Genomic DNA, 21,837 nt, shown 5'->3' on the forward strand with positions numbered 1-21,837 from the left:
CCTTTTGTCGATGCTATCGTTCCCGGACGGCCGCGAATTATTCCTCGGAGCTTGACGTCCGGCGGCCGCGCGCCGGAGGCGTTACCGGCGTCGGCACGCTTCCCGCCGACCGTCTGCGCCTCTTCTCCGCCCTGTAGTCGTCGAAGCCGCCCAGATAGATCGTCAACCGTCCGGCGTCCAGCTCCCAAATTTTCCGCGCCAGCCGGTTGATCAGATAGCGGTCGTGGGTGACGGCGAGAATCGTGCCGGGATACTCCTCAAGCGCTTCCTCCAGCGCCTCTCTCGACGCGATGTCCATATGGTTCGTCGGTTCGTCCAGCACGAGCAGGTTCGGCCTGCGCAGGACGAGAAGCGCCAATCTTAACCTCGTCCACTCCCCTCCGGAGAGCAGGCCGACCGGCTTGAACACCTCCGCTCCGTAGAACAGGTAAGCCGCCAAACAGGACCGGGCCTCTCCCTCCTCCAAGCCGGCCTCCCGCCGAAAATAGTCCAGCATCGGCTGCTTCGAATCGTCCGGCGCCTGCTGTTGCGCCAAGTAGCCGATCTCGACCCGCGAGCCGAGTCTCAGCTCGCCTCCGTCCGCTTCCTCCTCGCCGAGAATCAGCCTGAGCAGCGTCGACTTGCCCGCGCCGTTGTCGCCGATCAGCATAACCTTGTCGCCGTATTCCAGATGCGCCGAAGCGCCTCCGAGAATATCGGCCTCCCCGTATCGCTTGACCACGTCTTCCAGCACGACAACCTGCTTGCCCGATCGATTCGTCGGCCTAAGCTCGAACTCCGCTTCCTTGCGGTCGATCGCCGGACGCTTCACCTTCTCCATCCGGTCCAGCGCCTTCTGCATGGAAGCGGCTCTGCGGAAAAACTTGCCGTTATCGCCGATTCTGCCCCACTCCATCAGCTGCTTGATCGTCTCGCGCATTTTCTTGATTTTCTTCCGCTGCTCCTGATAGTCGGCGAACTGCCGGAGAAGCAGCGCTTCCTTTTCCTTCATATAACCTGTGTAATTCCTGTGGAAAACCAGCGACTCCCCGTCTTCCAGCTCGACGATCTTCGTGACGACCCGGTCCAGAAAATAACGGTCGTGGGAGACGATCAAACAGGCCCCGTCGTATTTGAGCAGAAACTCCTCCAGCCACTCGACGCTCCCCATGTCCAGATGGTTCGTCGGTTCGTCGAGCAGCAGCAGATCGGGCTTGCGGATCAGCTGGGAAGCGAGCGCCGCCTTCGTCTTCTCTCCGCCGGACAGCGAAGCGTAATCGCGTTCGTACCAGTCCCTGCCGATCCGCAGACCGCCCGCAACCTGGTCGATATGCGCGTCCAGCTCGTAGCCGCCCTCCCGTTCAAAGCGCTCCTGCAGCGTTGAATATTGCCGCAGCAGCGTCTCGAGACGAGCCGGGTCGTCCCCGGCCGACGGCTCCGCCATCCGCCTCTCCAATTCGGTCATTTCCGCCCGGCAATTCAGCAGTTCCTCGTAGCCGAGTGCCAGCACGTCGTAAACGGTGCGATGCGCCGAATCGGCGGGAATCTGCTCCAAATAGCCGACTTTCGCGTCTTTGCGCACGGCGAGCTGTCCTTCGTCCGGTGCATCCTGCTTCGCGATCAGGCGCAGCAGCGTCGTTTTGCCGCTTCCGTTGCGGCCGATGAGACCGGCCTTCTCTCCATGACGGAGCTCGAAGGTCACGCCGTCCAGCACGAGTCGGGCAGCGTTGTACTTGCGTACGTTTTGACAATTTATCGTTAACATATCCGGTTCCTCCCGAGTATCGGAGGAGGTTCCCGCATGGCAATAAAAAACGGACACAAGGAAAATTCCCCGTGTCCGTTCGGATATGCCGATCCGTTTCGGTCAAGGCAGGAACCTTCTCGCGAGTTGTGACATCGTATGGCCGCAAATGGACAGACTTCTCCCGTCTTCGCGTACGCCATGAACGATGCCGGCCATCGCAAGCGGCAGCCGGCTTACTTGATTGTTCACGAACTCTCGATTCATCCTGCCTTCACCTCCCGTCGTCAATAGATAACCGAAGAATACCATGCCAGGGGGCGGCGATGCAAGAGCGCCGACGCCCTCGCCGTGCGCACACTGACGCCCCCCTTTATCCGGTATGCCCATTCGGTTTTATCGAATCCTAATTTCCTTGTTATATAATTAAATCTAAATGTAATTATACAATTATATCCCGTTAAGCAAAAAAGGGGACCCACCGCGCCTAATCGGCCGAGGAAGGAGCGCCGTCCTCCTCGACGAAACGTTTGAGAGCGTCGAGTTTGTTTTCCCAGAAGCGTTCATAGTACGCCAGCCAGCTCTTGAGCTCCCTTAGAGGATCGGGGTCGAGCCGGTAGCGCGTTTCCCGGCCGACCTTGCGCTCCTTCACCAGCCCGGCCTCGGACAGAATGCGCAGATGCTTGGAGACGGCCGTGCGCGACATCGGAAAATGGCTGCTGATCACGTTCACCGGAAGCTCGCGGTCGCCCAGCAGCCGAAGTACGCCCCTCCGCGTCGGATCGGCGATCGCCTGGAAGACATCGTGCTTCTGCGTCGCGGAAACGGCGTTAAGCTCGGACATACTCGCCCAGCTTCGCCACGATTCCGACCCAGCCTCCGTTCATGCGCTCGCGCACGACTTCGTGAGGCTCGCCGAACTCCGTCGCGCCTTCCGCGGCCCAACCGCCGTGAATCAGCGTAAATTCGGTCTGGCCGTCCTTGTCCGCAAGCTCGAACGTCACGTACCAGTCCTTGCCCCAGTTAAAGGACAGGCGGTTAGGCGGATCGACCTCGGTGACCTTGCACGAAGATTTGCCGTAAGGTCCGGCATCAAGATGGAAATCGTAGCCGACGATCGGCTGGAAGTCGCTCGGCATAAACCAGACGGCAATTCCTTCGGCCGTCGAGACGGCCGCCCACACTTTCTCGATCGGGGCGTTGAACAGCTGCGTCTGGCGGATGTCGGGCAATCGGTCGTTAGCGGAATGAGTCATGAAAATATCCTCCCTTACATTAGGAAACCTTTTGGTTTCATTTCCTCTCTACTATACGACACCTTTAGGTTTCACGTCAACTCTTCTTCCGCGCACGCCGGCGGCCAGAACTTTACGCATGAACAGCCAGCTCATCAGCGGAGAGCTGCCAACCGCCAGCAGCAGCCACTTCATCGCCAGCGGCGTCTTGCTGACGTAGATAACGCCCATGAATACCGCCATGCCGACGATGCGTCCGACATTCAGCGCCAGCTCGCGGGCCACGACGTATTCCACCCTTCTCTGGACGCTCTCCTCGTCCTTCCCGATCAAGTCGAACACGACCGCGGTCATCGGCAAAATATAGAGAGGGAAAAACAGCGCCGCCCCAAGGCCGAAAGCAAGCAGAGTGGCGTAGCTGAATCCCGCGAACATCGGCAGGATGACCGCAATGAGAGCAATCGCGCCCACCAGCATCCCCCGGGTTCTCCACCGGGGCTTGAGCCATTTTCCCGTACACAGGAAGCTCGCGAACCCGACCGCCGACGTCAGCAGCATAAAATTGCCCAGCTTCATCTCGCTGCCGGTCTGGACGTAGATCAGCACGCCGATGATCACTCCGAACACGCTCTCCCGGATGCCTTGGGAAGCCAATGCGCCCATGACCGACGGCCACACGGAATCCCGTCCGCGGAGCAGCCTGTACGGCCATCGCCAGTGATAGTTGCCCGACGTTCTGCGGTTCCGAACGAAGAAGCTCGTGAGGATCGCCGCTACGAATACGCACGCCGAGGCGATGAAGATGGCCCGGTAGCCGCGTTCCCCGCCGATGCGGGAAATCAGCCAGCCGGAGGTCCAGGGAACGACGATTCCGATCAGCGAGCCGATCGTGCCCGACCAGCCGTTGAACTTGTCCCGGTTGTCGGGCTCGGTCGCCTCGAAATAAACGACGTTGTAAGCCAGCCAGAACAGTCCCGTCGCGACTCCCTGCACGACGCCGAGCAGGCCTATGTAATGAACGGCGCTCCCCTTCAGCAGCAGCACCAAAGCGTAAAAAACGGCGGAAATCGCGATCCCCAGCCTCAGAAGGATCATCTTATTGCCTTCCTTGGCCGAATTGCCGGCAATCCAGAACGTCAATCCCATGCACAGATGGGTAATGAGCGTAAACCATCCCAGCTTGAAATAATCGTTGCTGGCCTTCCAAATGTAAATGCCGAAATAGGTGCCGGACAGAGCGGTCGCCATGACGAAAAGTCCGTTAACCGCGAGCAGGAGCTGCGTCTGGCCGTCCAATCGCCCGTCTCGATGCTGTCGTCGCATGTCCATGAATCTCTCCTTCGGGTTGCGGCGGAATGCGATGCACCGTAATAACCTGCCCCAAAAAAGCGTTCGGAAACCGTCCTTTTCCTCCGACACGAGAGGCTGTCTCGTGAGCCATTAGGGGGGCAACAACAAAAAATGATCGATTTATTAACATGGGGATATATCTCCTTCCGCTGCAATGTACCCCAGAAAGTGACGAGAAGCTTCGAAGCTTATTCCGATTACTTTCCGGGGACCCCGAAGCGCGGTCATGAAATCAGGAATGGATTAACCCGTGACAGGGTAATTTCATGACCGTATGAGGCAGGCGCTCCGCTCTACAGGAGATATATCCCCATCTTTTTGCGATCATTTTAGTTGCCCTGGCTTACCAATTCGCATACATGAACTCCAAGGAATCGCGCCCCCCTACTCAACCCACCCTTTTTGCGTCCCGGCAGGCCAAAGCGGGCAGCTGCCCGCTTTTAGCGGTCCGGGAGACCGTTACGCTCGCCCATTCGGGCAATTCCCGCTTTTAGCGGTCCGGGAGGCCGTTACGCTGGCCCATTCGGGCAAACGCCCGCTTTTAGCGGTCTGAGAGGCCGTTACGGAGGCTCATTTGGGCAACTGCCCGCTTTTAGCGGCCTGAGAGGCCGTTACGCTCGCCCATTCGGGCTAATGCCCGCTTTTAGCGGTCTGACAGACCGTTACGCTCGCCCATTCGGGCAAACGCCCGCTTTTAGCGGTCTGACAGACCGTTACGCAAGCCCATTCGGGCAAAAGGTTCTGGCGAGTGTCAGGTACGTCAATTGGTCAGCCGCAAAAAACAGACAGCGGTCGCCCGCTGCCTGCTCCCTCCGAATCGCGTCCGGATCGCGTCCCTATCACGCCAGCCCGCCTTCTCCGAAGCGCCGGGCGAACCATTCCGCCGCTGCCGCGGCCTCGGTGCCCGTCAGACGATGTCCGAATCGCTCCCAATGTACTTCCACCTTCGCTCCGGCTCCCTCCAGCAGTTCCTGCAGCTCTCTCGTCTCACCAGGCGTGCAGATCGGATCGTTCTCTCCCGCCCCGATGAAGACCGGTACGCCCGAGAGATCCGGAAGCCGCAAATCCCGCCGCGGAACCATCGGGTGGTGCAGAATCGCCCCTTTCAGCGCATCCGCGTAGTAGAACAGCAGGCTGCCCGCGATATTCGCGCCGTTGGAATAGCCGACCGCTACCACGCTGCCGCGATCGAAGCCGTACTCGGCGGCCGCCGAATCGAGAAAGTCGTACAGTTCCTTCGTGCGAAATTCGAGATCCTCCAGATCGAATACCCCTTCGGCCAGCCTGCGGAAAAACCTCGGCATGCCGTTTTCGAGCACACTGCCTCTCACGCTCAGCACCGAGGAGCCCGGCGAGACGGTCTCGGCCAGCGGCAGCAGGTCGTTCTCGGTCCCTCCCGTTCCGTGCAGGAGCAGAAGCGTCGGCGCTCCCGGAGCGGAGCCTTGGCGATAAATATGTTTCATTGGCGATCCTCCTCCAATACCCGGACTTCGATCGGCGTCAGCCCCTGTTCGATCTGTTCCCGATGAGGCTCGTACCAATCCGGCAGCATCAGCTTTTCGCCCATCGTCTCCGCCGGCTCATCCCGCGCAAAACCCGGCGGATCGGTCGCGATCTCGAACAGGATTCCGCCTTCCTCGCGGAAGTAGATTGCATTGAAATATTGCCGGTCGATAAACGGAGTCGGATGGAAGCCGCTCTCTTCGACGAGGCTTCTCCAGCGCGCATGGTCTTCGTCGTCCGCAGCTCTCCAGGCGATGTGGTGCACCGTCCCCGCTCCGCCGATACCCGGGGCCGCGGGGGCGACGTTCACGTCGATGAGGTTGCCCAAGTCTCCGGCCGCCTGGAAGCGAACGTAGTCGCCTTCCCGCGCGAGCCTGCGCAGCCCCATCACGTTCTCCAGCACTGCCGCCGTCCGGTCCGGCGCCGTGCTGAGCAGCAGCGCGCCTCCGAAGCCTTTGATCGCTTTGTCCGCCGGGACGCCTCCGAACGCCCAGCGGCTCGCCGGTCCGGCTTCCCGCGCGACCAGCTCGATCCTTAAGCCGTCCGGATCGTCGAACTGCAGCAGGCTCTCCCCGAAGCGGCTCGTCTCCGTCGTCGGAATACGGAATTTCGCAAGGCGCTCCTTCCAGAAGCCCAGCGTTCCGACCGGCACGACGTAAGAGGTAATGCCAACCTGCCCGCCCCCGATGCGGCCCTTGCGGGAAGTCGGCCAAGGGAAGAACGTGATGACCGTTCCCGGGCTGCCCCCGTCGTTGCCGAAATACAGATGGTAGACCTCCGGCGCGTCGAAGTTAATCGTCTTTTTAACCAATCTCAGCCCCAGCACTCCCGAGTAAAAATCAACCGTCTCCTGCGCATGTCTGACGAAAGCCGTAACGTGGTGAATGCCTGTTGTGCGCTGTGTCATTTTCTACCCTCTCCTTAATCCATAGTCGCGAATCTTTCAGAAACCGTCGTAGCTTACGAATTCGCCTACGGGCTTGCGATAGCCGCGCGGCCGCTGGCTTGACGTATCTTCGTGACCGATCGCAATCATCATCGCCGGCAAATGCGTATCGGGGATATTCAGGATGCGGCTGACCGCTGCGGGATCGAAGCCGATCATCGGACACGTATCCCATCCCTTGTCTTTGGCCGCGAGCATGAACAGCATCGCCGACAAGCTTGCGCTGCGGATCGCTTCCTCGCGCTGGAACGACTCTCCCCGTTCCTCGTAGAACGACAGCACCGACTGGACCGTCATATCGTACTCCTGCTTGCTCATGACGCCCAGATTCAGCAGTCCTTCGTGAATCGGCCCGACATTCCGGTAGGCTTCCGTGTCCCCCAGCACGAGAATAACGGCTGAAGCGCTCAGCACCTTGTACTGCTTGTTCGCCGCCTCGTACAGCTCGTTCTTGTGCTTCGGGTCCTTCACGACGATGTAGCGCGCATGCTGCAAATTAAACGCCGATGGCGCGAATTTCGTCAGGCTGAACATTTCATTCAACTCGCGTTCGGCAATCTCCACGTTCGGGACGAACTTCATCGCCGATCTGCGTTCCTTCACCAAGTTCTCGAAATGGCTCATCTCTCTCCGCCCTTTGCAACTAATTTAAGAATCTTTAATTTAAGATTTATAGGAAAAATAATCGCTCTCGTCCCCGGCGCGAGGCCGTGTCGTCGAAAGCGGAAAACCGATCATCCAAGCGGCGACAGACGGAGGACGGAGGCTCCTCTACTTGAATCCCTCTTCCGCCGCTTTACCCAGCTTCTTGAGCAGCGCGCCCGCCGTCTTCATCTCCTCTTCGTTCAGGCCGCTCACCGCCCGGTGAATGACTTCCGCATGCTTCGGAAATACGTCCTCGATCAACTGCCGGCCCGAATCCGTAATGTCCGCGTACACGAGACGCCGATCCTCCGTGCAGGCTCTGCGGCGAACGAGCCCTTTTTGCTCCAGCTTATCCACGACGTAAGTAATGTTGCCACTGCTCATCAGCACCTTGCCGCCAATCTGCTGAAGCGGCTGGGAGCCCTTATGATACAGCAGCTCGAGCACTCCGAATTCGGTCCGGTTCAGGCCGAACCCTCTGATATCCTTGTCGATATGGGCGTTCACCCATTGACTGGCCCTGTTGAGGGCGATAAAAAGGGCGAGCGACTCATCCCGCTTCCCATCCGTCATCGCACGCACCCTCCTTCCGTAAAAGCGTTCATTTTATCTTTAATTCATTTATCTTAAATTTAAGATATATCAAATGCGAAAGAATGTCAAGATGCTTTTTCGACCGCCCGCGCCCACGGAAAACACTTCCGCGATCCGAACCCCCTCGTTCAAACCAGGCTCGAAATCGTATGTCGGCTTAAATAGTCGAGCATTTGACGATCCATACCGCTCATAATTTCGATTAACGCCAAGTCGACCCGCTCGTTCCAGTCGACCTCGCCGTAAGACGGCTCCGCCTTATCGTCTCCTGAACCATCCGTCTCCTCCGCTCCGTCCCAGCGAATCGCCGCGAACACGTCTGCGAGCGTAATCTGCTCGGCCGGCAGCTTCAGCCGGTATCCTCCGTCCCGGCCTTCGCGCGCCTCCACGATCCCGGCATGAACCAGGCGGGCCAAAATTCTGCGCATGAAGGTCGCATGGGAATGAACCTGATCCGCGATCGTCGTACTGGACAGATTGCAGCCGCTGCGCGCCAGCCCGACCAGAATATGAACGGCAACCGCAAAACGCGGAGGACCGATCGGACGAATAGAAGCGCCCATGGCCTCACCTCCTATCCGTCTATTGTACTCGATTCTCCGCGTTTCGCAACCGGCCTCCCGGATCGGGGCAGGATCGGCGTCGGATCAGCGGGCGACGAACGCGTTAAGCATCCAGGCGTGCTTCTCCAGGTTTGTTTTCATGCCGAGCAGCAGGTCCGCCGTATCCTCGTCGTCGTGCGATTCGGAAATCTTGATGCCCTGCCGCAGCTCTCCGGCCAATTGGACGAAATCCTCCGCGATAGCGGCGGCCATCCGTTCCGCCGATTCGCCCCCTTCCGCTTCGCGCACGCTCGCCAGCCGCAGACTGCCGGCCAACGTGGCGACGGGGCTTCCGCCGATCGCCAGCAGCCTCTCCGCCAGGGCGTCGACATGCTCCGCCGCCTCGGTATACAGCTCTTCAAACTTCGCGTGCAGCGTGAAAAATTGCGGGCCTTTCACGTACCAGTGGTAATTGTGAAGTTTCGTGTGGAGAACGGTCCAGTTGGCGACTTGTTGATTCAGAACAGCGTTTACGGTCATCGTGTTCGCGGTCATGTGAATTCCTCCCGTTTTATAATTTATACTTGATCTAAATATAAGTTAATTGTAGCACGGAAGCCTTCGCCCGACATGAACATGAGATGAAGGTTTCATGAAGATTAAATGAAGACCCGCCGCTCGCCGATCCTCCGCCGGATCACAGCGACAAACCCGTCTCCGAAGCCAGAGACTCGGGCCGACGGGAGGCCGCTTCCGCCCTGCGCAAGTATTTCTGCCCCCTCCATCGCCGGAGCACGAAAATGCCGCGGACCCATTCGTCGGCAATCATGCAGCAGTAAATTCCGGTTAATCCCCAGCCCGCTTGAATGCCCAGCACATACGACCCGGCCGTCGCCACAACGGCCAGGGAGAAGAGCGCGATCCCCATCGTATACCGGGTGTCGCCCACCGCGTTAAGCGCGTTGTTCAGCGCCATGTTCAGCACCTTGCCCGGTTGGAGCAGCAGGTTAAGCGCCAGCAGCGAAGCGCCCAACGTCAGGATTTCTTCGTTGCCCGAGAATAATCCGAGCAAATAACGGCCAGCCGCCAGAAGCAGCAGCGCGTTCGCCGTCGCCAGACCCAGGCCGATCGCGAGCGCGCGGTATGCCCCGACGTAGGCCTCCCGCGTCTTCCCCGCTCCGAACAGGTGGGCGACCTGAATCTGAACGGCCAGGGAGATGGCGTACCCGAGCATAAAGCAGAAGGACTCCAGCGTGTTCATATACGTCTTCGTCGCCAACTCGGCCGCGCCGAGCATCGCGATAAACGTATAGATCGCCAGCTGCGAGAATACCCATCCCGACATGTTCACGCCAAGCGGCCAGCCGATATGGACGATTTCCTTGAACAGCTTCGGCTTGAACAGGAACAAATCCTTAAAGCCGACTTTGCGGTCGAACGCGTAAATGAAAACGTAGAACAGCAGCAGGACGGCGATTAGCCGGCTGACGTTGCCCGACACCGTCACGCCGAACAGTCCCCATTCCGGGAGACCGAACTTTCCGAATATAAGCGCGTAGTTCATCGCGATATGGATGACGTTCATCGCGATGCCGATATACATCGGCGTTTTCGTGTTGCCCGTATTGCGGATCGCCGTACTCAGCGCAGCGATCAGGGCGGTCAGCACCATCCCGCCTCCGAAATAGGAGACGTACACCTTCCACAGCGGCAGCAGCTCCGCGGAGACGTTCAGCAAGCCGGCCAGGTTGGCCGCCTGCGTATAGAGCACCAGACTGATCGCCAGGCCGATCCCTCCACTGACGGTCAGCCCCATGATCGCGATCGCTCTGGCGTCCTCGCTCCGCCTGGACCCGAGCTTCTGCGCGATCAGAATGCCGGCGCCGCCGGAGATCGTCATGAACAGCGTCGTGAGGGCGCTGAACAACTGGGCGGACAGACCGACGACCGCCACTGCGTCGTCCGATATGCGGCTGACCATCACCGTATCGGCGGTTCCGAGCAGCGTCTGCAGCAGCACTTCGATAAAAATGGGCCATGCCAGCGTCCACAGCCCATAGGGATTTCGCTTCGATTTCACGTTTACAACTCCTGCCAAGCCAATCAGCTTCATTTATTCCGCGCAGATTAGACTTTGCGCGCAAAACAAATTATAGTGGCAATAATGAAACTCGTGGTTCAGTTTTCAAACTCTTTCTTTCATTTTTCAAACCTCGTCGAATAAGGAGCCTGCGCATGAAATTGCTGGAATTCACCCTTCCGCCGCTGCCGCATTATATCGCGAGCGGGCGCACGAAGTTTACCGTCGGCGAGAGACATATGAGCAGACGCCATATCGGCCTGTTCGACATGCTTGCGGTAAGGAAGGGATGCCTCTATATCGGGGAGGACGATTGCCATTACGAGGTCGCGGAAGGCACCGCGCTGATCCTTCGCCCCGACGCCTTCCACTACGCGACGGAGGGCTGCCGGACGAACACCGATTATTACTGGCTGCACTTTCGGACGATGGGCGACTGGCGGATGACGGAAACCGTTCCGCCGAGCCGGTCGCCGGAGCCTTACGACGACCGCGACGAGGCCTACAAATTCGACGCCAACGCCTTTCAGCTCGTGCTGCCCCAATTCGTCAAGCTGGCGCAGCCCGGCAAGTTCGAGGAGCTGATGGACCAGATCCTCTCCCTTGGACCGGAAGCGCACTTGAACGTATCGCGGTTTCATCAGCAGCTCCTGTTCCAGGAGGCGCTCCGCCAGCTCTCCGCAAGCATCGAATCCCAGCTCGCGTCTCCCTCTGTCGCATGCGCGGAGCAGGCCGCCGCCTATCTTCGCAGCCATTACCGGGAAGAGATTACCGCCCGGTCGCTGGGGGAAGCCCTGAGCTTCCATCCGGTCTATGTCGCGCGCTGCATGCGGAGAGAATACGGCTTGTCGCCGATGGCTTACCTGCTGCGCTACCGGATCGAGCAGAGCAAGCTGCTGCTCATGCAGACCGACTATTCGATTGCCCGCATCGCCGAGGAGGTGGGCTTTAACCAGACGCCCTATTTCAGCTCGTGCTTTCTGCGAACGGAAGGGTTGTCCCCGCGGGAATATCGGCAGAGATTCTCCTAGGGCGTGTATGCATACACGCCCTAGAAAACGGCCGAAGCCGATATCGGCGCATATTTTGGCACGAATGCCGCTATATATGTCGTGCAGGGGAAATCCGGCTACCAGAGAGGAGTTTTACTATGGACAAAGCCTCGCGTATCCCGGGTCGAGGCGGAGCGATCCCGCAGCCGATACGCAAGGACGGGGCGGGGGCGACCGACACCGGCCCGCGCGACGTGATGCGCGATCTGGAGAATCCCGATATGCTCGTCCCTCCCGAGACGGATTCGGGAACGCTGCCCAATATGAGGTTTTCTTTCTCGGATACGCACATGCAGCTTAATCACGGAGGCTGGTCGAGAGAGGTGACCGTACGCGAGCTTCCTATCGCAACGACGCTGGCCGGGGTCAACATGAGGCTGACTCCCGGAGGCGTGCGGGAAATGCACTGGCATCAGCAGGCGGAATGGTCGTTCATGATTTCCGGGCGCGCCCGGATTACCGCCGTCGATCAGGACGGCAGAAACTTCGTCGGCGATATCGGACCGGGCGATCTGTGGTACTTTCCCCCGGGCATCCCGCATTCCATTCAAGGTCTGGAGGAGGGGTGCGAATTTCTGCTCGTGTTCGACGACGGCAGCTTCTCCGACATCAACACCCTGTCGCTCTCCGACTGGTTCGCGCATACGCCCCGGGACGTTCTGGCCGCCAACTTCGGCGTCTCCGAGAGCGCGTTCGCCTCGATTCCCGACCGCCAGAGGTACATCTATCAGGACCGGGTGCCCGGACCAATCGAGACCCAGACCGTCAGCGATCCCCAGGGGAAAATTCCTCAGAACCTGACGCATCGGCTGCTCGCGCAAGAGCCGATCGTCACTCCTGGCGGCACCGTCCGCATCGCGGATTCCCGCAACTTCCCCGTCTCCAAGGCGATTGCCGCCGCCCTGGTCGAGATCAAGCCGGGCGCCATGCGCGAGCTTCACTGGCACCCGAACAACGACGAATGGCAGTATTATTTGTCCGGAACCGCACGCATGACCGTTTTCTCCGGCCAGGGCGTGGCTCGCACGTTCGACTATCGGGCGGGCGACGTGGGCTACGTCCCGTTCGCCTTCGGCCACTACATCCAGAATACCGGCAATACGAGCGTCTGGTTTCTCGAGATGTTCAAGAGTGACCGCTTCGCCGACGTCTCGCTGAACCAATGGATGGCGCTCACCCCGGCCCCGCTCGTCGCCAACAATCTTCACGTCGGCCCCGAGCTCATGGACGCGCTCCGCAAAGTCAAATGGCCGGTCGTCAAATATCCGCCGCCGACGTCCCGATGACGGACAAAGGGGACCGCCCTTCCGGAGCCGATCCGGCGGCTGGTCCCCTTTATGCTGCGCTTACGAACCTTGCGAACGCTCGCGCAGCTACCCAAACAAGCGGTAAGCAAGCTCGCAGCGCGTACCGAGCGGAATCATCTCGCTCAAATAGCGGCGCGCCAGCTCCTTCTCTTCCGCCGCTGCGGCCTTGTCGGCGAACACATCGAAATGAAGCGTTCCCGAACAGTAATCGTACCGGCGATACGTCACCGTGCCCGAAACCATCGTCGCGTTCATCGCGGCAACGACCTCGTCCGGTCCCAGTTCCGGATCGACGGCCGCCCGGGCGATCCGCTCCGGAAGCCGGCCCTCCCCGGGAACGCGGTCCTCCCGAAGCTGCGAATACGCCTTTACCCGGAAGCAGATGAACGACGTCAATCCGTTATGCGCGAACTTCTTCAGCTCGGCCGCCTCGGCCTCCGAAAGCTCCAGATTTTCATTCCAAGCGTACAGCGTCGCCGCATTCCGTCCGGTCGTATGCGCCCGGACGTATTTAAGCTGCGGATACTGCCCTCTAATCAACTGCTCGGTCAACAAACGAGTACCCATTTCGATCGCCTCCACAGGAATCGTTCCGGGTGCCGATACATGATTGCGCTTACATTGATTGTACTTCCGGCATCCCTTTCCGTCCAGCGGCAGATCGGATTTCGTTAATTTTTTTCGCGTTTCCACGGAGGGTCTCCGTAACGATGCAGCGCTTGATTGATTTTGTAGACGATCCACGGGACAAGCCCGGACAGCGCCGCGTTGACAAGGACCGACGTCCCCGGCATGCGATCGGCCAACGCTTTGAACAGCTCTGACAAGACGACCTCACCTCGGTTGGATGCGCTCGATCGCGCCTATGATTCGCAGCCGGGTATCGACGTTTACGACGACGCGGCAGCTCGAGAACAGGTGCTCGCCGCGGTCCCAATTGCTTGCGATTTTTTTCCACGCCCGGTAATGATTCTCGTTCAAATGATCGCTTAAGCCGATGGCGTCGGCTTTATACTGCTTCTGCAGCTTCTCCAATACGGCGTACATAATTTCCTTGATCCTGTTCCCGACGCGGTCCTCGATTTCCCGAATGACCTTCGGATCGAGCAGATCGGCGTCGGTATATGTTTCGCCGACGTTGCCTTCCACATTGACGTTAATCGTAAACACGGGGGATTCCGGGTTGGACACGTCCGCCCGGATCTTCCTGCTCGCGCTCTTGACTTCGAACAGCAGCGGTTTGCCGTCCAATTCGATCTCCACCGCTCCCGCTTTGATCGTGCCGCTGAAGTAATTTTTCCCCGAGGTCTCCTCCCCGTTCAGGTATCCCTTCATTCTCTTGTCGCTGCCGAACACGGCGGCTCCGCTTAGCGAAACCTTGCTGTCGGTCTGGACGATTCGCGGAATCGTGAAGCTGTGATCCTCCAGCAAAAACCGGTGAACGTGACCCATCGTGGTCGGCGGCACAATCGATTCGCTCTTATCCGGATTTTCCGAGGTCGAATTAATGTACTGAGCGGGCAAGGTCTCGATAGGGGGCTTAATGTCCAACAGCTTCTTCGCCTCGCCGACCGCGATCAGCACCTTCGCCGCTCTCCTCATTTCCGAATCGCGAATGAACAAGTCGAGCGTCTCCTGGAATTTTCCCGAGCGGGCCAACCGATCCGATACGAGGATCACTTTATTTTGCTCCAGATAAGGAGGACGGCTCGTTTCGTTGGACATTTTGCGCGCGGCCTTGAACAGCGTCGTAGCCGAGGCGGACACGTTTTGGAAGGACGCATCCGTCGGATGTCCGCTGCCTGCCGACTTGCCCTGCATAGCGCTCGGAACGATATATTGGAACGTCAATTCGTACATGCCGTTCTCTCCTTCGTCGATCGCGGATCCGACCACGAAGCCCCGATCCTCGATTTCCACGCGGTCCCAACAGCCCGCAATCGCGATTAAAGCGGCCGCGGCTACGGCCGCCCTAAGTATTGCGCCCATTCGCCCTCACCCCCCGCAGCTTGGCCGCGCCCAGCAGAATCGCCGGAAGGCCCCACCCGATCACAATTCCCGCGTAGCTGATCCATTCTCCGAAAATGTCGATTTCAGTCACGCTCTGGGGCTGCATCGCGACCAAATAAATCAACGGACACAGCCAGATCACCCATGTCATGCGCTGCGTCCCGGGAAACAGGCCTTTCAGCGCGAGCACCGTCACGTCGAACGCCATTGCCGCCGTATTGAACAGCGTGACCACCCAGATCGTGAAGAAAATAGATTCGAACCGCTCGAAGAACCCGCCCGGAATTTCTACCTGCTTGGCCAATTCGGCCGTCGGATAGAGCGTATTCTTCGTCACCTCGGAGCCGAAAATCCCGATCACGAACACGAATACGACCAGGTAGATGACGAACGGAATCGCCAAGCCTCCGAGAATCGCCTTTCTCATCGTTTCCGGCCGGTTGTTCAATGCGTTGTAGAACAGGAAAACCTCGAATCCGAGGAAAGAAAATACCGTGCCCCTGACGCCCTTCAGCACGTCGATCCCATTCGTGACGAACATCGGCTTCAAATTGTGAACGTTGAAAAAGGGAATGTTCATGGCCAGCACGCCGACGACGATCAACAGCACGAGAGGCAGGAAAACCACGTTGAGACGAAGCAGCGTCGCGCTCGGCCCCGCCACCCCGTAGGCCAGTACGAACAGGAAGAACAGGCAGATCGCTTCCTCCGGCGTCCGATCGAATAAATAGAGCTTGGAGATGTTGGCCAAGCCTCTCGTCTCGTAACCGACGAACAGGAACGTATAGCAAGCGAACAGCGAGGTTACGACATTGGCCGTCGCCCCGTTCGCGACCGCCTTCGTGATCTCCTGCAGCCCCATTTTCGGAAACCGTCCGCACAGGACGGCGATCAGCCAGCCGATCGCCAGCGCCACCCCTCCGCCAAGCACAAGCGACATCCAGCCGTCCGACGATTCCGTCACGGCCGCAAGCGTGCGCGGGAGCGTGAGCACGCCGAAGCCGATGACCATATTGCTGACTCCGAAGACCACGTCGGTCGACCCGATCTCCCGGTCTCCGTATTCGAACGATTTCATGGACGTTTGCCTCTCGCGCTTGCCCGGTTCGTATTTTTCGTCTGCATAAATTCGGGCCTCTTCGTCAGGAAAGTTACCGGAAAACGGATCACCAAATCTCTCCAATCGTGAAAAAACACCGGCGAAAACGGCGCGGAATACGGCATGCCGAAGCTTCTAAGCCTGACGAGATGCGAGCTGATCATAATAAACGCCAAAATAATGCCGAACAGGCCGAGAATGCTGGCCGCCAGCATCGTCGCGAACCGCAGCATGCGAAAGGCGATCCCCGCGCTGTAGGACGGAATGGCAAACGAGGAAATCGCCGTCACCGCGACGACGATGACCATGATCGGGCTGACGACGCCGGCCTGCACCGCGGCTTCGCCGATGACCAGCCCGCCCACGATGCCGATCGTCTGGCCAATCGGCTTCGGAAGGCGAATGCCGGCCTCGCGCAGAAGCTCCAGCGTCCCTTCCATCAGCAGCGCTTCGACGACGGCGGGGAAGGGAACGCCCTCCCGGGCCGCGGCGATCGAGAACGCGAGCTTAAACGGAATCATTCCTTGATGAAAAGAGACGAGAGCGATATAAATCGCGGGAGCGAAGAGCGCGATGAACACGGCGATGTACCGGAGCACCCGAATCAGCGAGCCGATCATCCAGCGCTCGTAATAATCCTCCGGAGACTGGATGAGCGCCACGAACGTCGTCGGCAGGATGAGCGCGAACGGAGTTCCCTCCAGCAGAATAGCCGCCTTCCCCTGCAGCAGGGCCGCCCTGACCTTGTCCGGTCTCTCCGTGTGCAGCATCTGCGGGAACGGGGACAGAAAGCTGTCCTCGATCCACTGCTCGACGAACCCCGATTCGGGGGCGTCGTCGATATCGATCGTATCCAATCTCCTGCGCGTTTCCTCTACGATATCCGGGTGGATGATGCCCTGAATATAAGTCAAAATAAGCGTTTTGCGGGAACGTCTGCCGATCGTGTAGGAGACAAAGCGCAGGTTCATGTCGCGAATGCCCCGGCGGATCAGGCCGACGTTCGTCTCTATCTTCTCGGTGAAGCCCTCCCTCGGACCCCGGACCAGCGCTTCCGTGGGCGGCTCGTCGACGCTCCGTTCCTTCCAGTTCGAGGTGCCGATCAACAGCGCATCGTCGGCGCCTTCGAGGAACATGGCCGTGTCTCCGCGAAGAACCCCGTTGATCACGTCGCTCCAGAGATTGACCTCGATCACCTGGGATACGGCCATCGTCTCGCTGCGAAGCCCGCCCAGCATCCTTTTCGCGTCCGCTTCCGTCCCTTCGTCCCCGAAGCGATCCGTTCTCAGCAGCTGCCGGACGATCTGATCGTCGATGACCGCCTTGTCGGACAGACCCGAGAGAAAGGCCAGCGCGCAGCTTCTCCCGCCTTCTCCGATCTTGATGATGCGAGCGACAAGATCGGACGGGTCCCCGAGCATTCGCCGAATATGGCCGATATTCTCTTGCATGTCCGGCAGCACGAAAGCTTCTTCGCGGCGCGTCTCTTCGTTCGGCGTTTCATCCATCCCCGTCTCCCCTCCCGTCTCGTCTCGACATTGGTTTGCAGCCCTTTTACTATGTCCAATCGTCCCCGATTTAACCGTAATCTTCCTCCCCGCCGCCGCTCAACGGGGATCGCGCCTGACGGCTCGCGCTTCCGATCTGGCAAAGCCCGAATGAGGCCGTTATACTCAGAGAGAGGAGGGGGACTTAAGCTCCTTCCATAGGAGGAACGATAAGATGAGCGAGTTGACAGGCGGGCTCGGGGAAAGCTTGGCGGACGGCGCCGAGCCTCTCGTGCTGGAATATCGCGGAGGTTTTCCGGAGAACGTCCATTACGGACATGTATGCGCGGTGAACGACAAGGGCGGCGTCGCCTGGCGGTACGGAGACCCGGACGCGATCACGTTCATGCGCTCGGCGGCGAAGCCGATTCAAGCCCTGCCCTTTTTCCTGGAAGGCTTCGACAAGAAGTTCGGATTCGCCCCCGAGGAGCAGGCGATCATGATGGCGTCGCACCGGGCGCTTCCCTACCACGTCGCCGCGCTGGACAGCATGCTGGGCAAGCTGGGTCTGGACGAAGGGGCGCTCGTCTGCAAGCCGACCTATCCGCTGGACGCGGACGCCCGGGACGCGCTCGTGGCCGAGCGCCTGCCGCAGCGGCGAATCTACCATAACTGCTCGGGCAAGCATCTCGGCGTGCTCGCCACCTGCGTCGGCATGGGCTATTCGCTGGACGATTACGACTCTCCCGACCATCCGGTTCAGCGGCGGATCGCCGCTCTTGCCGCCGAGCTGGCGGAGATTCCGCAGGAGGACATCCGAATCGGCACCGACGGCTGCGGCTTCCCGGTATTCGGCATGCCGCTGCGGAACATGGCGACCGCCTTCCTCAAGCTGGCCTGCCCGGATCTGATCGCCGATGCGTCGCTCCGCGACGCGGTTCGCCAAGCGACGGGACTGATGAACGCTTATCCGCGCATGATTTCGGCCGAATATTTGATCTGCCCGAACCTGCTCATGGACGACAACATCGTCGCCAAAGGCGGGGCCAAGGGCATCTATTGCTTCGGGTTGAAGAAGGAACGGCTCGGCTTCGCGCTGAAGGTCGTCGACGGCTCGGAGGACGAATGGCCGATCGCGATCGCTTCGATCCTCGAGCAGATCGGCTACGACAACCGCGAGACGATCGATCGGATGTACCGGATCGGCTCGCCGAATATTCTCAACGACAACGGACGGGTCATCGGCGAGAACCGCAGCGTCCTCAAGCTGCGGCAGGGCGCGGCAATATGAGCCGCATCGATTGGCTGGAGGAAGCACGAAGACGGCAAGACGCGCTGCTCCGCGACCTGTCGTCTCTCCTGGCGATTCCGAGCGTGAAGGACGAGGCCTCCGCCGGGCCGGGCGCTCTGCTCGGCGTGCAGTCCGCCAGAGCCTTGGCCTGGGCGCTGGAGCTGGCCGGGAAGCACGGGCTGGCGACCTCGGCGCTCGAAGGGATCGTCGGCTATGCCGATTACGACGGCCCGGAGAGCCGTGCGGAAGACGGCCGCGGCAAGGAAAATCGGGACGACTACATAGCCGTGCTCAGCCATGTCGACGTCGTGCCCGCCAGCGGGGAATGGACCTCCCCGCCCTTCGAAGCCTCTATCCGAGGCGGCAGACTGTACGCGCGCGGCGCCCTGGACGACAAGGGACCGGCGCTGGCCGCCTTCTACGGTCTGCTCATCGTGAAAGAGCTCGGCCTGCCGCTGCGGCACCGGGTCCGGATGATCTTCGGAACCGACGAGGAGACCGGCATGGGCTGCATGGACGCCTACAATCGCCGCGAGCGTCCTCCATTGGCCGGATTTACTCCCGACGCCGATTTCCCGATCGTCCACGCGGAGAAGGGACAGATCAATACGAGCATGGAGCTCCGCTTATCCGGGGACGGCGGCGGAGCGGAGCTTAGACTGTGCGGCTTCCGCTCCGGCACGGCCGCGAATATGGTTCCGGACGCCGCGGAAGCGATCGTTCACGGCTCCCCGGACAGACTGGCGGCCGTCGTATCGGAGTTCTGGTCGTACTGCTCCGGGCGCGGACTGAAAGGCTCGACCTCGACCGATCTGCAGCTGACGGAATGCGCGACGATTCTGCGAATGGAGGGCAAGTCCGCGCACGGAATGGCGCCGGAGACCGGCGTTAACGCGGGGCTGCGGCTGCTCGAGTTTCTCGGAAGCCAGCCGCTGGGCGGAGACGACGAGCGGTTCGTACGCGGAGCCGTCGAGCTGCTCGCCCCGGACGCTGCCGGAGAAGCGCTCGGCATCGCCTGCCGCGACGAGGCAACCGGAGCGCTCACCGTCAACGTCGGCTTGCTCCGGTATGCCCCCGGCGAGGGGGAAGCGTCCTTCCGGCTCAACGTCCGGTTTCCGTCCTGCGCGGACGGGGAGAGCCTTGCGGCGGCATTGGAAGAAAGAGTTCGGCCCTACGGCTTCTCCCTCACGCCTCCGATCTTCAAGCGGCCGCATGAAGTGCCCGCGGAGCATCCGATGATCCGGGCGCTGCAGCGCATCTATACGGAGCAGACCGGACGGACGGCCACGCTGCTCTCGACCGGCGGCGGCACTTACGCCTGCAAGCTGCCGGGCTGCGTCGCCTTCGGCCCGCTGTTCCCCGGCGAGGAGGATACGGCGCATCAGCCGGACGAATCGATCGCCATTGACAGTCTGCTGCGGGCGACCGCCCTGTACGCCGAGGCGATCTACGAGCTTGCGAACATCGACTACGGGAAGAAAGAATAGCGCAGAAAAGCGGATAGCGGCGCAAAACGACTGGCAAAATAGGCTGCAAGGAGCTGAGATACACCGTGAAAAACGAGATTATCACCCGTTTCAAAACGTATGCGCAGGTCAACACGCAATCCGACGAAAGCCGGCAAACGTGCCCGACGACCGAAGGACAACTAACGCTGGGCCGGATGCTGGCGGAAGAGCTGAAGGAAATCGGCATGCAGGACGTAACGATGGACGACAACGGGTACGTCATGGCCACCCTCCCGGCCAATACCGACAAGGAGGTGCCGACGATCGGCTTTCTGGCGCACCTCGATACGGCGACCGATTTTACGGGCAAGGACGTCAAGCCGCAAATCGTCGAAAACTACGACGGAGAGGACATCGTGCTGAACGCCGGACAGCGGATCGTGCTGTCTCCCCGCGATTTCCCGGAGCTGGCGGGGTATAAGGGACATACGCTGATTACGACCGACGGCACGACGCTGCTCGGAGCCGACGACAAGGCGGGGATGACGGAAATTATGACCGCGATGGCCTATCTGATCCGGCACCCGGAGATCAAGCACGGCCGCATTCGGGTCGCGTTCACGCCCGACGAGGAGATCGGCCGGGGTCCGCATCGTTTCGACGTGGCGGCGTTCGACGCGCAATTCGCCTACACGATGGACGGCGGCCCGCTCGGCGAGCTGCAGTACGAGAGCTTTAACGCCGCTGCCGCCCGCATTACGTGCACGGGCAAAATCGTTCATCCCGGAACGGCCAAGGGCAAAATGGTCAACTCCGCCAAAATCGCGATGGAGCTCCAAGGCCGGCTGCCCGTCCTGGAGGCTCCCGAGCATACGGACGGCTACGACGGATTTTTCCACCTCATCTCCGTCCACGGAGACGTCGAGGAGACGAAGCTTCATTACCTGATTCGGGACTTCGACCGTGAAAGGTTCGAGGGGCGGAAGGCTCTGCTGACGGCCATAGCGGAGGAATTGCAGGAGAAGTACGGCAAAGAGCGGATCACGCTGGAGATCAAGGACCAATATTACAACATGCGGGAGAAAATCGAGCCGGTCCGCGAGATCGTCGACATCGCCCATCAGGCGATGGTCAATCTCGGCATCGAGCCGATTATTCGTCCGATTCGGGGCGGAACGGACGGCTCGCAGCTCAGCTATATGGGATTGCCGACTCCGAACATTTTTACCGGGGGCGAAAACTATCACGGACGCTTCGAATACGTCTCCGTCGATACGATGATCCAGGCGACGAACGTCATTATCGAGATCGCCAAGCTTTTCGAGCAGCGGTCCGAGCGTTAGATCAGCCAAGGGAAAGACTCCGTCTCCTAAAGTCAAACAATTTGAAGGATCGAAATAGAAATAGGGGTATGTATCTCCTTACGCTGCTGATACGGTCATGAAAATTTGAATCGATTAACCCGTGACAAGGTAATTTCATGACCGTATGAGGCAGGCGCTTCGCTCTACAGGAGATACATACC

At 59.8% G+C, this 21,837-nt stretch carries 22 protein-coding genes; 5 read left to right on the top strand and 17 right to left on the bottom strand.

The window, feature by feature from the left end; all coding sequences use genetic code 11:
• Positions 1–37 precede the first annotated feature (37 nt).
• The 12 genes from abc-f to ACFFT4_RS07220 all read right to left on the bottom strand — a co-directional run bounded on the left by abc-f (position 38) and on the right by ACFFT4_RS07220 (position 10,618).
• Positions 38–1,744, bottom strand: coding sequence for a ribosomal protection-like ABC-F family protein (gene abc-f / locus ACFFT4_RS07165; protein ID WP_378046271.1), 1,707 nt, complete (start codon positions 1,742–1,744; stop codon positions 38–40).
• Positions 1,745–1,846: 102 nt separating this feature from the next.
• Positions 1,847–1,990 carry a hypothetical protein gene (locus ACFFT4_RS07170; RefSeq protein ID WP_378046272.1) on the bottom strand — a complete coding sequence of 48 codons (144 nt, stop codon included), beginning with the start codon at positions 1,988–1,990 and terminating at the stop codon, positions 1,847–1,849.
• A 220-nt stretch (positions 1,991–2,210) separates the two neighbouring features.
• Positions 2,211–2,567, bottom strand: coding sequence for an ArsR/SmtB family transcription factor (locus ACFFT4_RS07175; RefSeq protein ID WP_378046273.1), 357 nt, complete (start codon positions 2,565–2,567; stop codon positions 2,211–2,213).
• The gene (locus ACFFT4_RS07180; protein WP_378046274.1) at positions 2,554–2,979 is read right to left on the bottom strand and encodes an SRPBCC family protein; all 426 of its coding nucleotides are present in this window, start codon (positions 2,977–2,979) and stop codon (positions 2,554–2,556) included. Before ACFFT4_RS07180 ends, ACFFT4_RS07175 begins: the two co-directional genes overlap by 14 nt.
• Positions 2,980–3,030: 51 nt before the next feature.
• Positions 3,031–4,287, bottom strand: coding sequence for an MFS transporter (locus ACFFT4_RS07185; RefSeq protein WP_378046275.1), 1,257 nt, complete (start codon positions 4,285–4,287; stop codon positions 3,031–3,033).
• Positions 4,288–5,147: 860 nt separating this feature from the next.
• Entirely contained in the window at positions 5,148–5,771 is a 624-nt protein-coding gene (locus tag ACFFT4_RS07190; RefSeq protein WP_378046276.1) for an alpha/beta hydrolase, read from the bottom strand.
• Complete coding sequence (locus ACFFT4_RS07195) at positions 5,768–6,718, bottom strand: ring-cleaving dioxygenase (protein WP_378046278.1); 951 nt, start codon at positions 6,716–6,718, stop codon at positions 5,768–5,770. The genes ACFFT4_RS07190 and ACFFT4_RS07195 overlap by 4 nt, the downstream gene beginning before the upstream one ends.
• Positions 6,719–6,754: 36 nt before the next feature.
• A complete protein-coding gene (locus ACFFT4_RS07200; RefSeq protein WP_378046280.1) occupies positions 6,755–7,381 on the bottom strand; it encodes a nitroreductase family protein in 627 nt (208 codons plus the stop codon).
• A 147-nt stretch (positions 7,382–7,528) separates the two neighbouring features.
• Positions 7,529–7,975, bottom strand: a complete 447-nt coding sequence (locus ACFFT4_RS07205; RefSeq protein WP_378046282.1) for a MarR family winged helix-turn-helix transcriptional regulator — start codon at positions 7,973–7,975, stop codon at positions 7,529–7,531.
• A gap of 149 nt (positions 7,976–8,124) precedes the next feature.
• The gene (locus tag ACFFT4_RS07210) at positions 8,125–8,559 is read right to left on the bottom strand and encodes an RrF2 family transcriptional regulator (protein ID WP_378046283.1); all 435 of its coding nucleotides are present in this window, start codon (positions 8,557–8,559) and stop codon (positions 8,125–8,127) included.
• Between the two features lie 84 nt (positions 8,560–8,643).
• On the bottom strand, positions 8,644–9,093 hold the full coding sequence (locus ACFFT4_RS07215; RefSeq protein WP_378046285.1) for a Dps family protein: 450 nt from the start codon (positions 9,091–9,093) through the stop codon (positions 8,644–8,646).
• Positions 9,094–9,235: 142 nt separating this feature from the next.
• Positions 9,236–10,618, bottom strand: coding sequence for an MATE family efflux transporter (locus ACFFT4_RS07220; protein ID WP_378046286.1), 1,383 nt, complete (start codon positions 10,616–10,618; stop codon positions 9,236–9,238).
• 155 nt (positions 10,619–10,773) lie between these two features.
• On the opposite strand from ACFFT4_RS07220, the gene ACFFT4_RS07225 reads away from it, so the two are divergent.
• Together ACFFT4_RS07225 and ACFFT4_RS07230 are read left to right on the top strand one after the other, a co-directional pair.
• Entirely contained in the window at positions 10,774–11,649 is an 876-nt protein-coding gene (locus ACFFT4_RS07225; protein ID WP_378046288.1) for an AraC family transcriptional regulator, read from the top strand.
• Positions 11,650–11,768: 119 nt separating this feature from the next.
• Entirely contained in the window at positions 11,769–12,956 is a 1,188-nt protein-coding gene (locus ACFFT4_RS07230) for an oxalate decarboxylase family bicupin (protein ID WP_378046290.1), read from the top strand.
• Between the two features lie 87 nt (positions 12,957–13,043).
• On the opposite strand, the gene ACFFT4_RS07235 is transcribed toward ACFFT4_RS07230, so the two are convergent.
• The 5 genes from ACFFT4_RS07235 to ACFFT4_RS07255 form a co-directional block, all read right to left on the bottom strand.
• Complete coding sequence (locus ACFFT4_RS07235) at positions 13,044–13,544, bottom strand: hypothetical protein (protein ID WP_378046292.1); 501 nt, start codon at positions 13,542–13,544, stop codon at positions 13,044–13,046.
• Positions 13,545–13,648: 104 nt separating this feature from the next.
• The gene (locus ACFFT4_RS07240) at positions 13,649–13,804 is read right to left on the bottom strand and encodes a hypothetical protein (protein ID WP_378046294.1); all 156 of its coding nucleotides are present in this window, start codon (positions 13,802–13,804) and stop codon (positions 13,649–13,651) included.
• 7 nt (positions 13,805–13,811) lie between these two features.
• Complete coding sequence (locus ACFFT4_RS07245) at positions 13,812–14,966, bottom strand: Ger(x)C family spore germination protein (RefSeq protein WP_378046296.1); 1,155 nt, start codon at positions 14,964–14,966, stop codon at positions 13,812–13,814.
• A complete protein-coding gene (locus tag ACFFT4_RS07250; RefSeq protein ID WP_378046298.1) occupies positions 14,950–16,065 on the bottom strand; it encodes a GerAB/ArcD/ProY family transporter in 1,116 nt (371 codons plus the stop codon). The genes ACFFT4_RS07245 and ACFFT4_RS07250 overlap by 17 nt, the downstream gene beginning before the upstream one ends.
• Entirely contained in the window at positions 16,062–17,594 is a 1,533-nt protein-coding gene (locus tag ACFFT4_RS07255; RefSeq protein ID WP_378046300.1) for a spore germination protein, read from the bottom strand. The genes ACFFT4_RS07250 and ACFFT4_RS07255 overlap by 4 nt, the downstream gene beginning before the upstream one ends.
• A gap of 214 nt (positions 17,595–17,808) precedes the next feature.
• On the opposite strand from ACFFT4_RS07255, the gene ACFFT4_RS07260 reads away from it, so the two are divergent.
• The 3 genes from ACFFT4_RS07260 to pepT all read left to right on the top strand — a co-directional run bounded on the left by ACFFT4_RS07260 (position 17,809) and on the right by pepT (position 21,655).
• Entirely contained in the window at positions 17,809–18,864 is a 1,056-nt protein-coding gene (locus ACFFT4_RS07260) for an asparaginase (protein ID WP_378046302.1), read from the top strand.
• Positions 18,861–20,351, top strand: coding sequence for a dipeptidase PepV (gene pepV, locus ACFFT4_RS07265; RefSeq protein WP_378046304.1), 1,491 nt, complete (start codon positions 18,861–18,863; stop codon positions 20,349–20,351). Before ACFFT4_RS07260 ends, pepV begins: the two co-directional genes overlap by 4 nt.
• A 65-nt stretch (positions 20,352–20,416) precedes the next feature.
• A complete protein-coding gene (pepT, locus tag ACFFT4_RS07270) occupies positions 20,417–21,655 on the top strand; it encodes a peptidase T (RefSeq protein WP_378046305.1) in 1,239 nt (412 codons plus the stop codon).
• Positions 21,656–21,837: the final 182 nt, after the last annotated feature.

The organism is Cohnella cellulosilytica (assembly GCF_042431195.1).
Taxonomy (GTDB): Bacteria; Bacillota; Bacilli; order Paenibacillales; family Paenibacillaceae; genus Cohnella; species Cohnella cellulosilytica.

What these genes read in the sequence shown, in the direction of transcription:
- ACFFT4_RS07260 (WP_378046302.1), top strand. Translation starts at nt 17,809, where the DNA reads ATGAGCGAGTTGACAGGCGGGCTCGGGGAAAGCTTGGCGGACGGCGCC.
- ACFFT4_RS07230 (WP_378046290.1), top strand. Translation starts at nt 11,769, where the DNA reads ATGGACAAAGCCTCGCGTATCCCGGGTCGAGGCGGAGCGATCCCGCAG.
- ACFFT4_RS07185 (WP_378046275.1), bottom strand. Translation starts at nt 4,287, where the DNA reads ATGGACATGCGACGACAGCATCGAGACGGGCGATTGGACGGCCAGACG.
- ACFFT4_RS07190 (WP_378046276.1), bottom strand. Translation starts at nt 5,771, where the DNA reads ATGAAACATATTTATCGCCAAGGCTCCGCTCCGGGAGCGCCGACGCTT.
- ACFFT4_RS07180 (WP_378046274.1), bottom strand. Translation starts at nt 2,979, where the DNA reads ATGACTCATTCCGCTAACGACCGATTGCCCGACATCCGCCAGACGCAG.
- ACFFT4_RS07255 (WP_378046300.1), bottom strand. Translation starts at nt 17,594, where the DNA reads ATGGATGAAACGCCGAACGAAGAGACGCGCCGCGAAGAAGCTTTCGTG.
- ACFFT4_RS07205 (WP_378046282.1), bottom strand. Translation starts at nt 7,975, where the DNA reads ATGACGGATGGGAAGCGGGATGAGTCGCTCGCCCTTTTTATCGCCCTC.
- ACFFT4_RS07225 (WP_378046288.1), top strand. Translation starts at nt 10,774, where the DNA reads ATGAAATTGCTGGAATTCACCCTTCCGCCGCTGCCGCATTATATCGCG.
- ACFFT4_RS07175 (WP_378046273.1), bottom strand. Translation starts at nt 2,567, where the DNA reads ATGTCCGAGCTTAACGCCGTTTCCGCGACGCAGAAGCACGATGTCTTC.
- abc-f (WP_378046271.1), bottom strand. Translation starts at nt 1,744, where the DNA reads ATGTTAACGATAAATTGTCAAAACGTACGCAAGTACAACGCTGCCCGA.
- ACFFT4_RS07195 (WP_378046278.1), bottom strand. Translation starts at nt 6,718, where the DNA reads ATGACACAGCGCACAACAGGCATTCACCACGTTACGGCTTTCGTCAGA.
- ACFFT4_RS07250 (WP_378046298.1), bottom strand. Translation starts at nt 16,065, where the DNA reads ATGAAATCGTTCGAATACGGAGACCGGGAGATCGGGTCGACCGACGTG.
- ACFFT4_RS07210 (WP_378046283.1), bottom strand. Translation starts at nt 8,559, where the DNA reads ATGGGCGCTTCTATTCGTCCGATCGGTCCTCCGCGTTTTGCGGTTGCC.
- ACFFT4_RS07170 (WP_378046272.1), bottom strand. Translation starts at nt 1,990, where the DNA reads ATGAATCGAGAGTTCGTGAACAATCAAGTAAGCCGGCTGCCGCTTGCG.
- ACFFT4_RS07245 (WP_378046296.1), bottom strand. Translation starts at nt 14,966, where the DNA reads ATGGGCGCAATACTTAGGGCGGCCGTAGCCGCGGCCGCTTTAATCGCG.
- ACFFT4_RS07215 (WP_378046285.1), bottom strand. Translation starts at nt 9,093, where the DNA reads ATGACCGCGAACACGATGACCGTAAACGCTGTTCTGAATCAACAAGTC.
- pepV (WP_378046304.1), top strand. Translation starts at nt 18,861, where the DNA reads ATGAGCCGCATCGATTGGCTGGAGGAAGCACGAAGACGGCAAGACGCG.
- ACFFT4_RS07235 (WP_378046292.1), bottom strand. Translation starts at nt 13,544, where the DNA reads ATGGGTACTCGTTTGTTGACCGAGCAGTTGATTAGAGGGCAGTATCCG.
- ACFFT4_RS07200 (WP_378046280.1), bottom strand. Translation starts at nt 7,381, where the DNA reads ATGAGCCATTTCGAGAACTTGGTGAAGGAACGCAGATCGGCGATGAAG.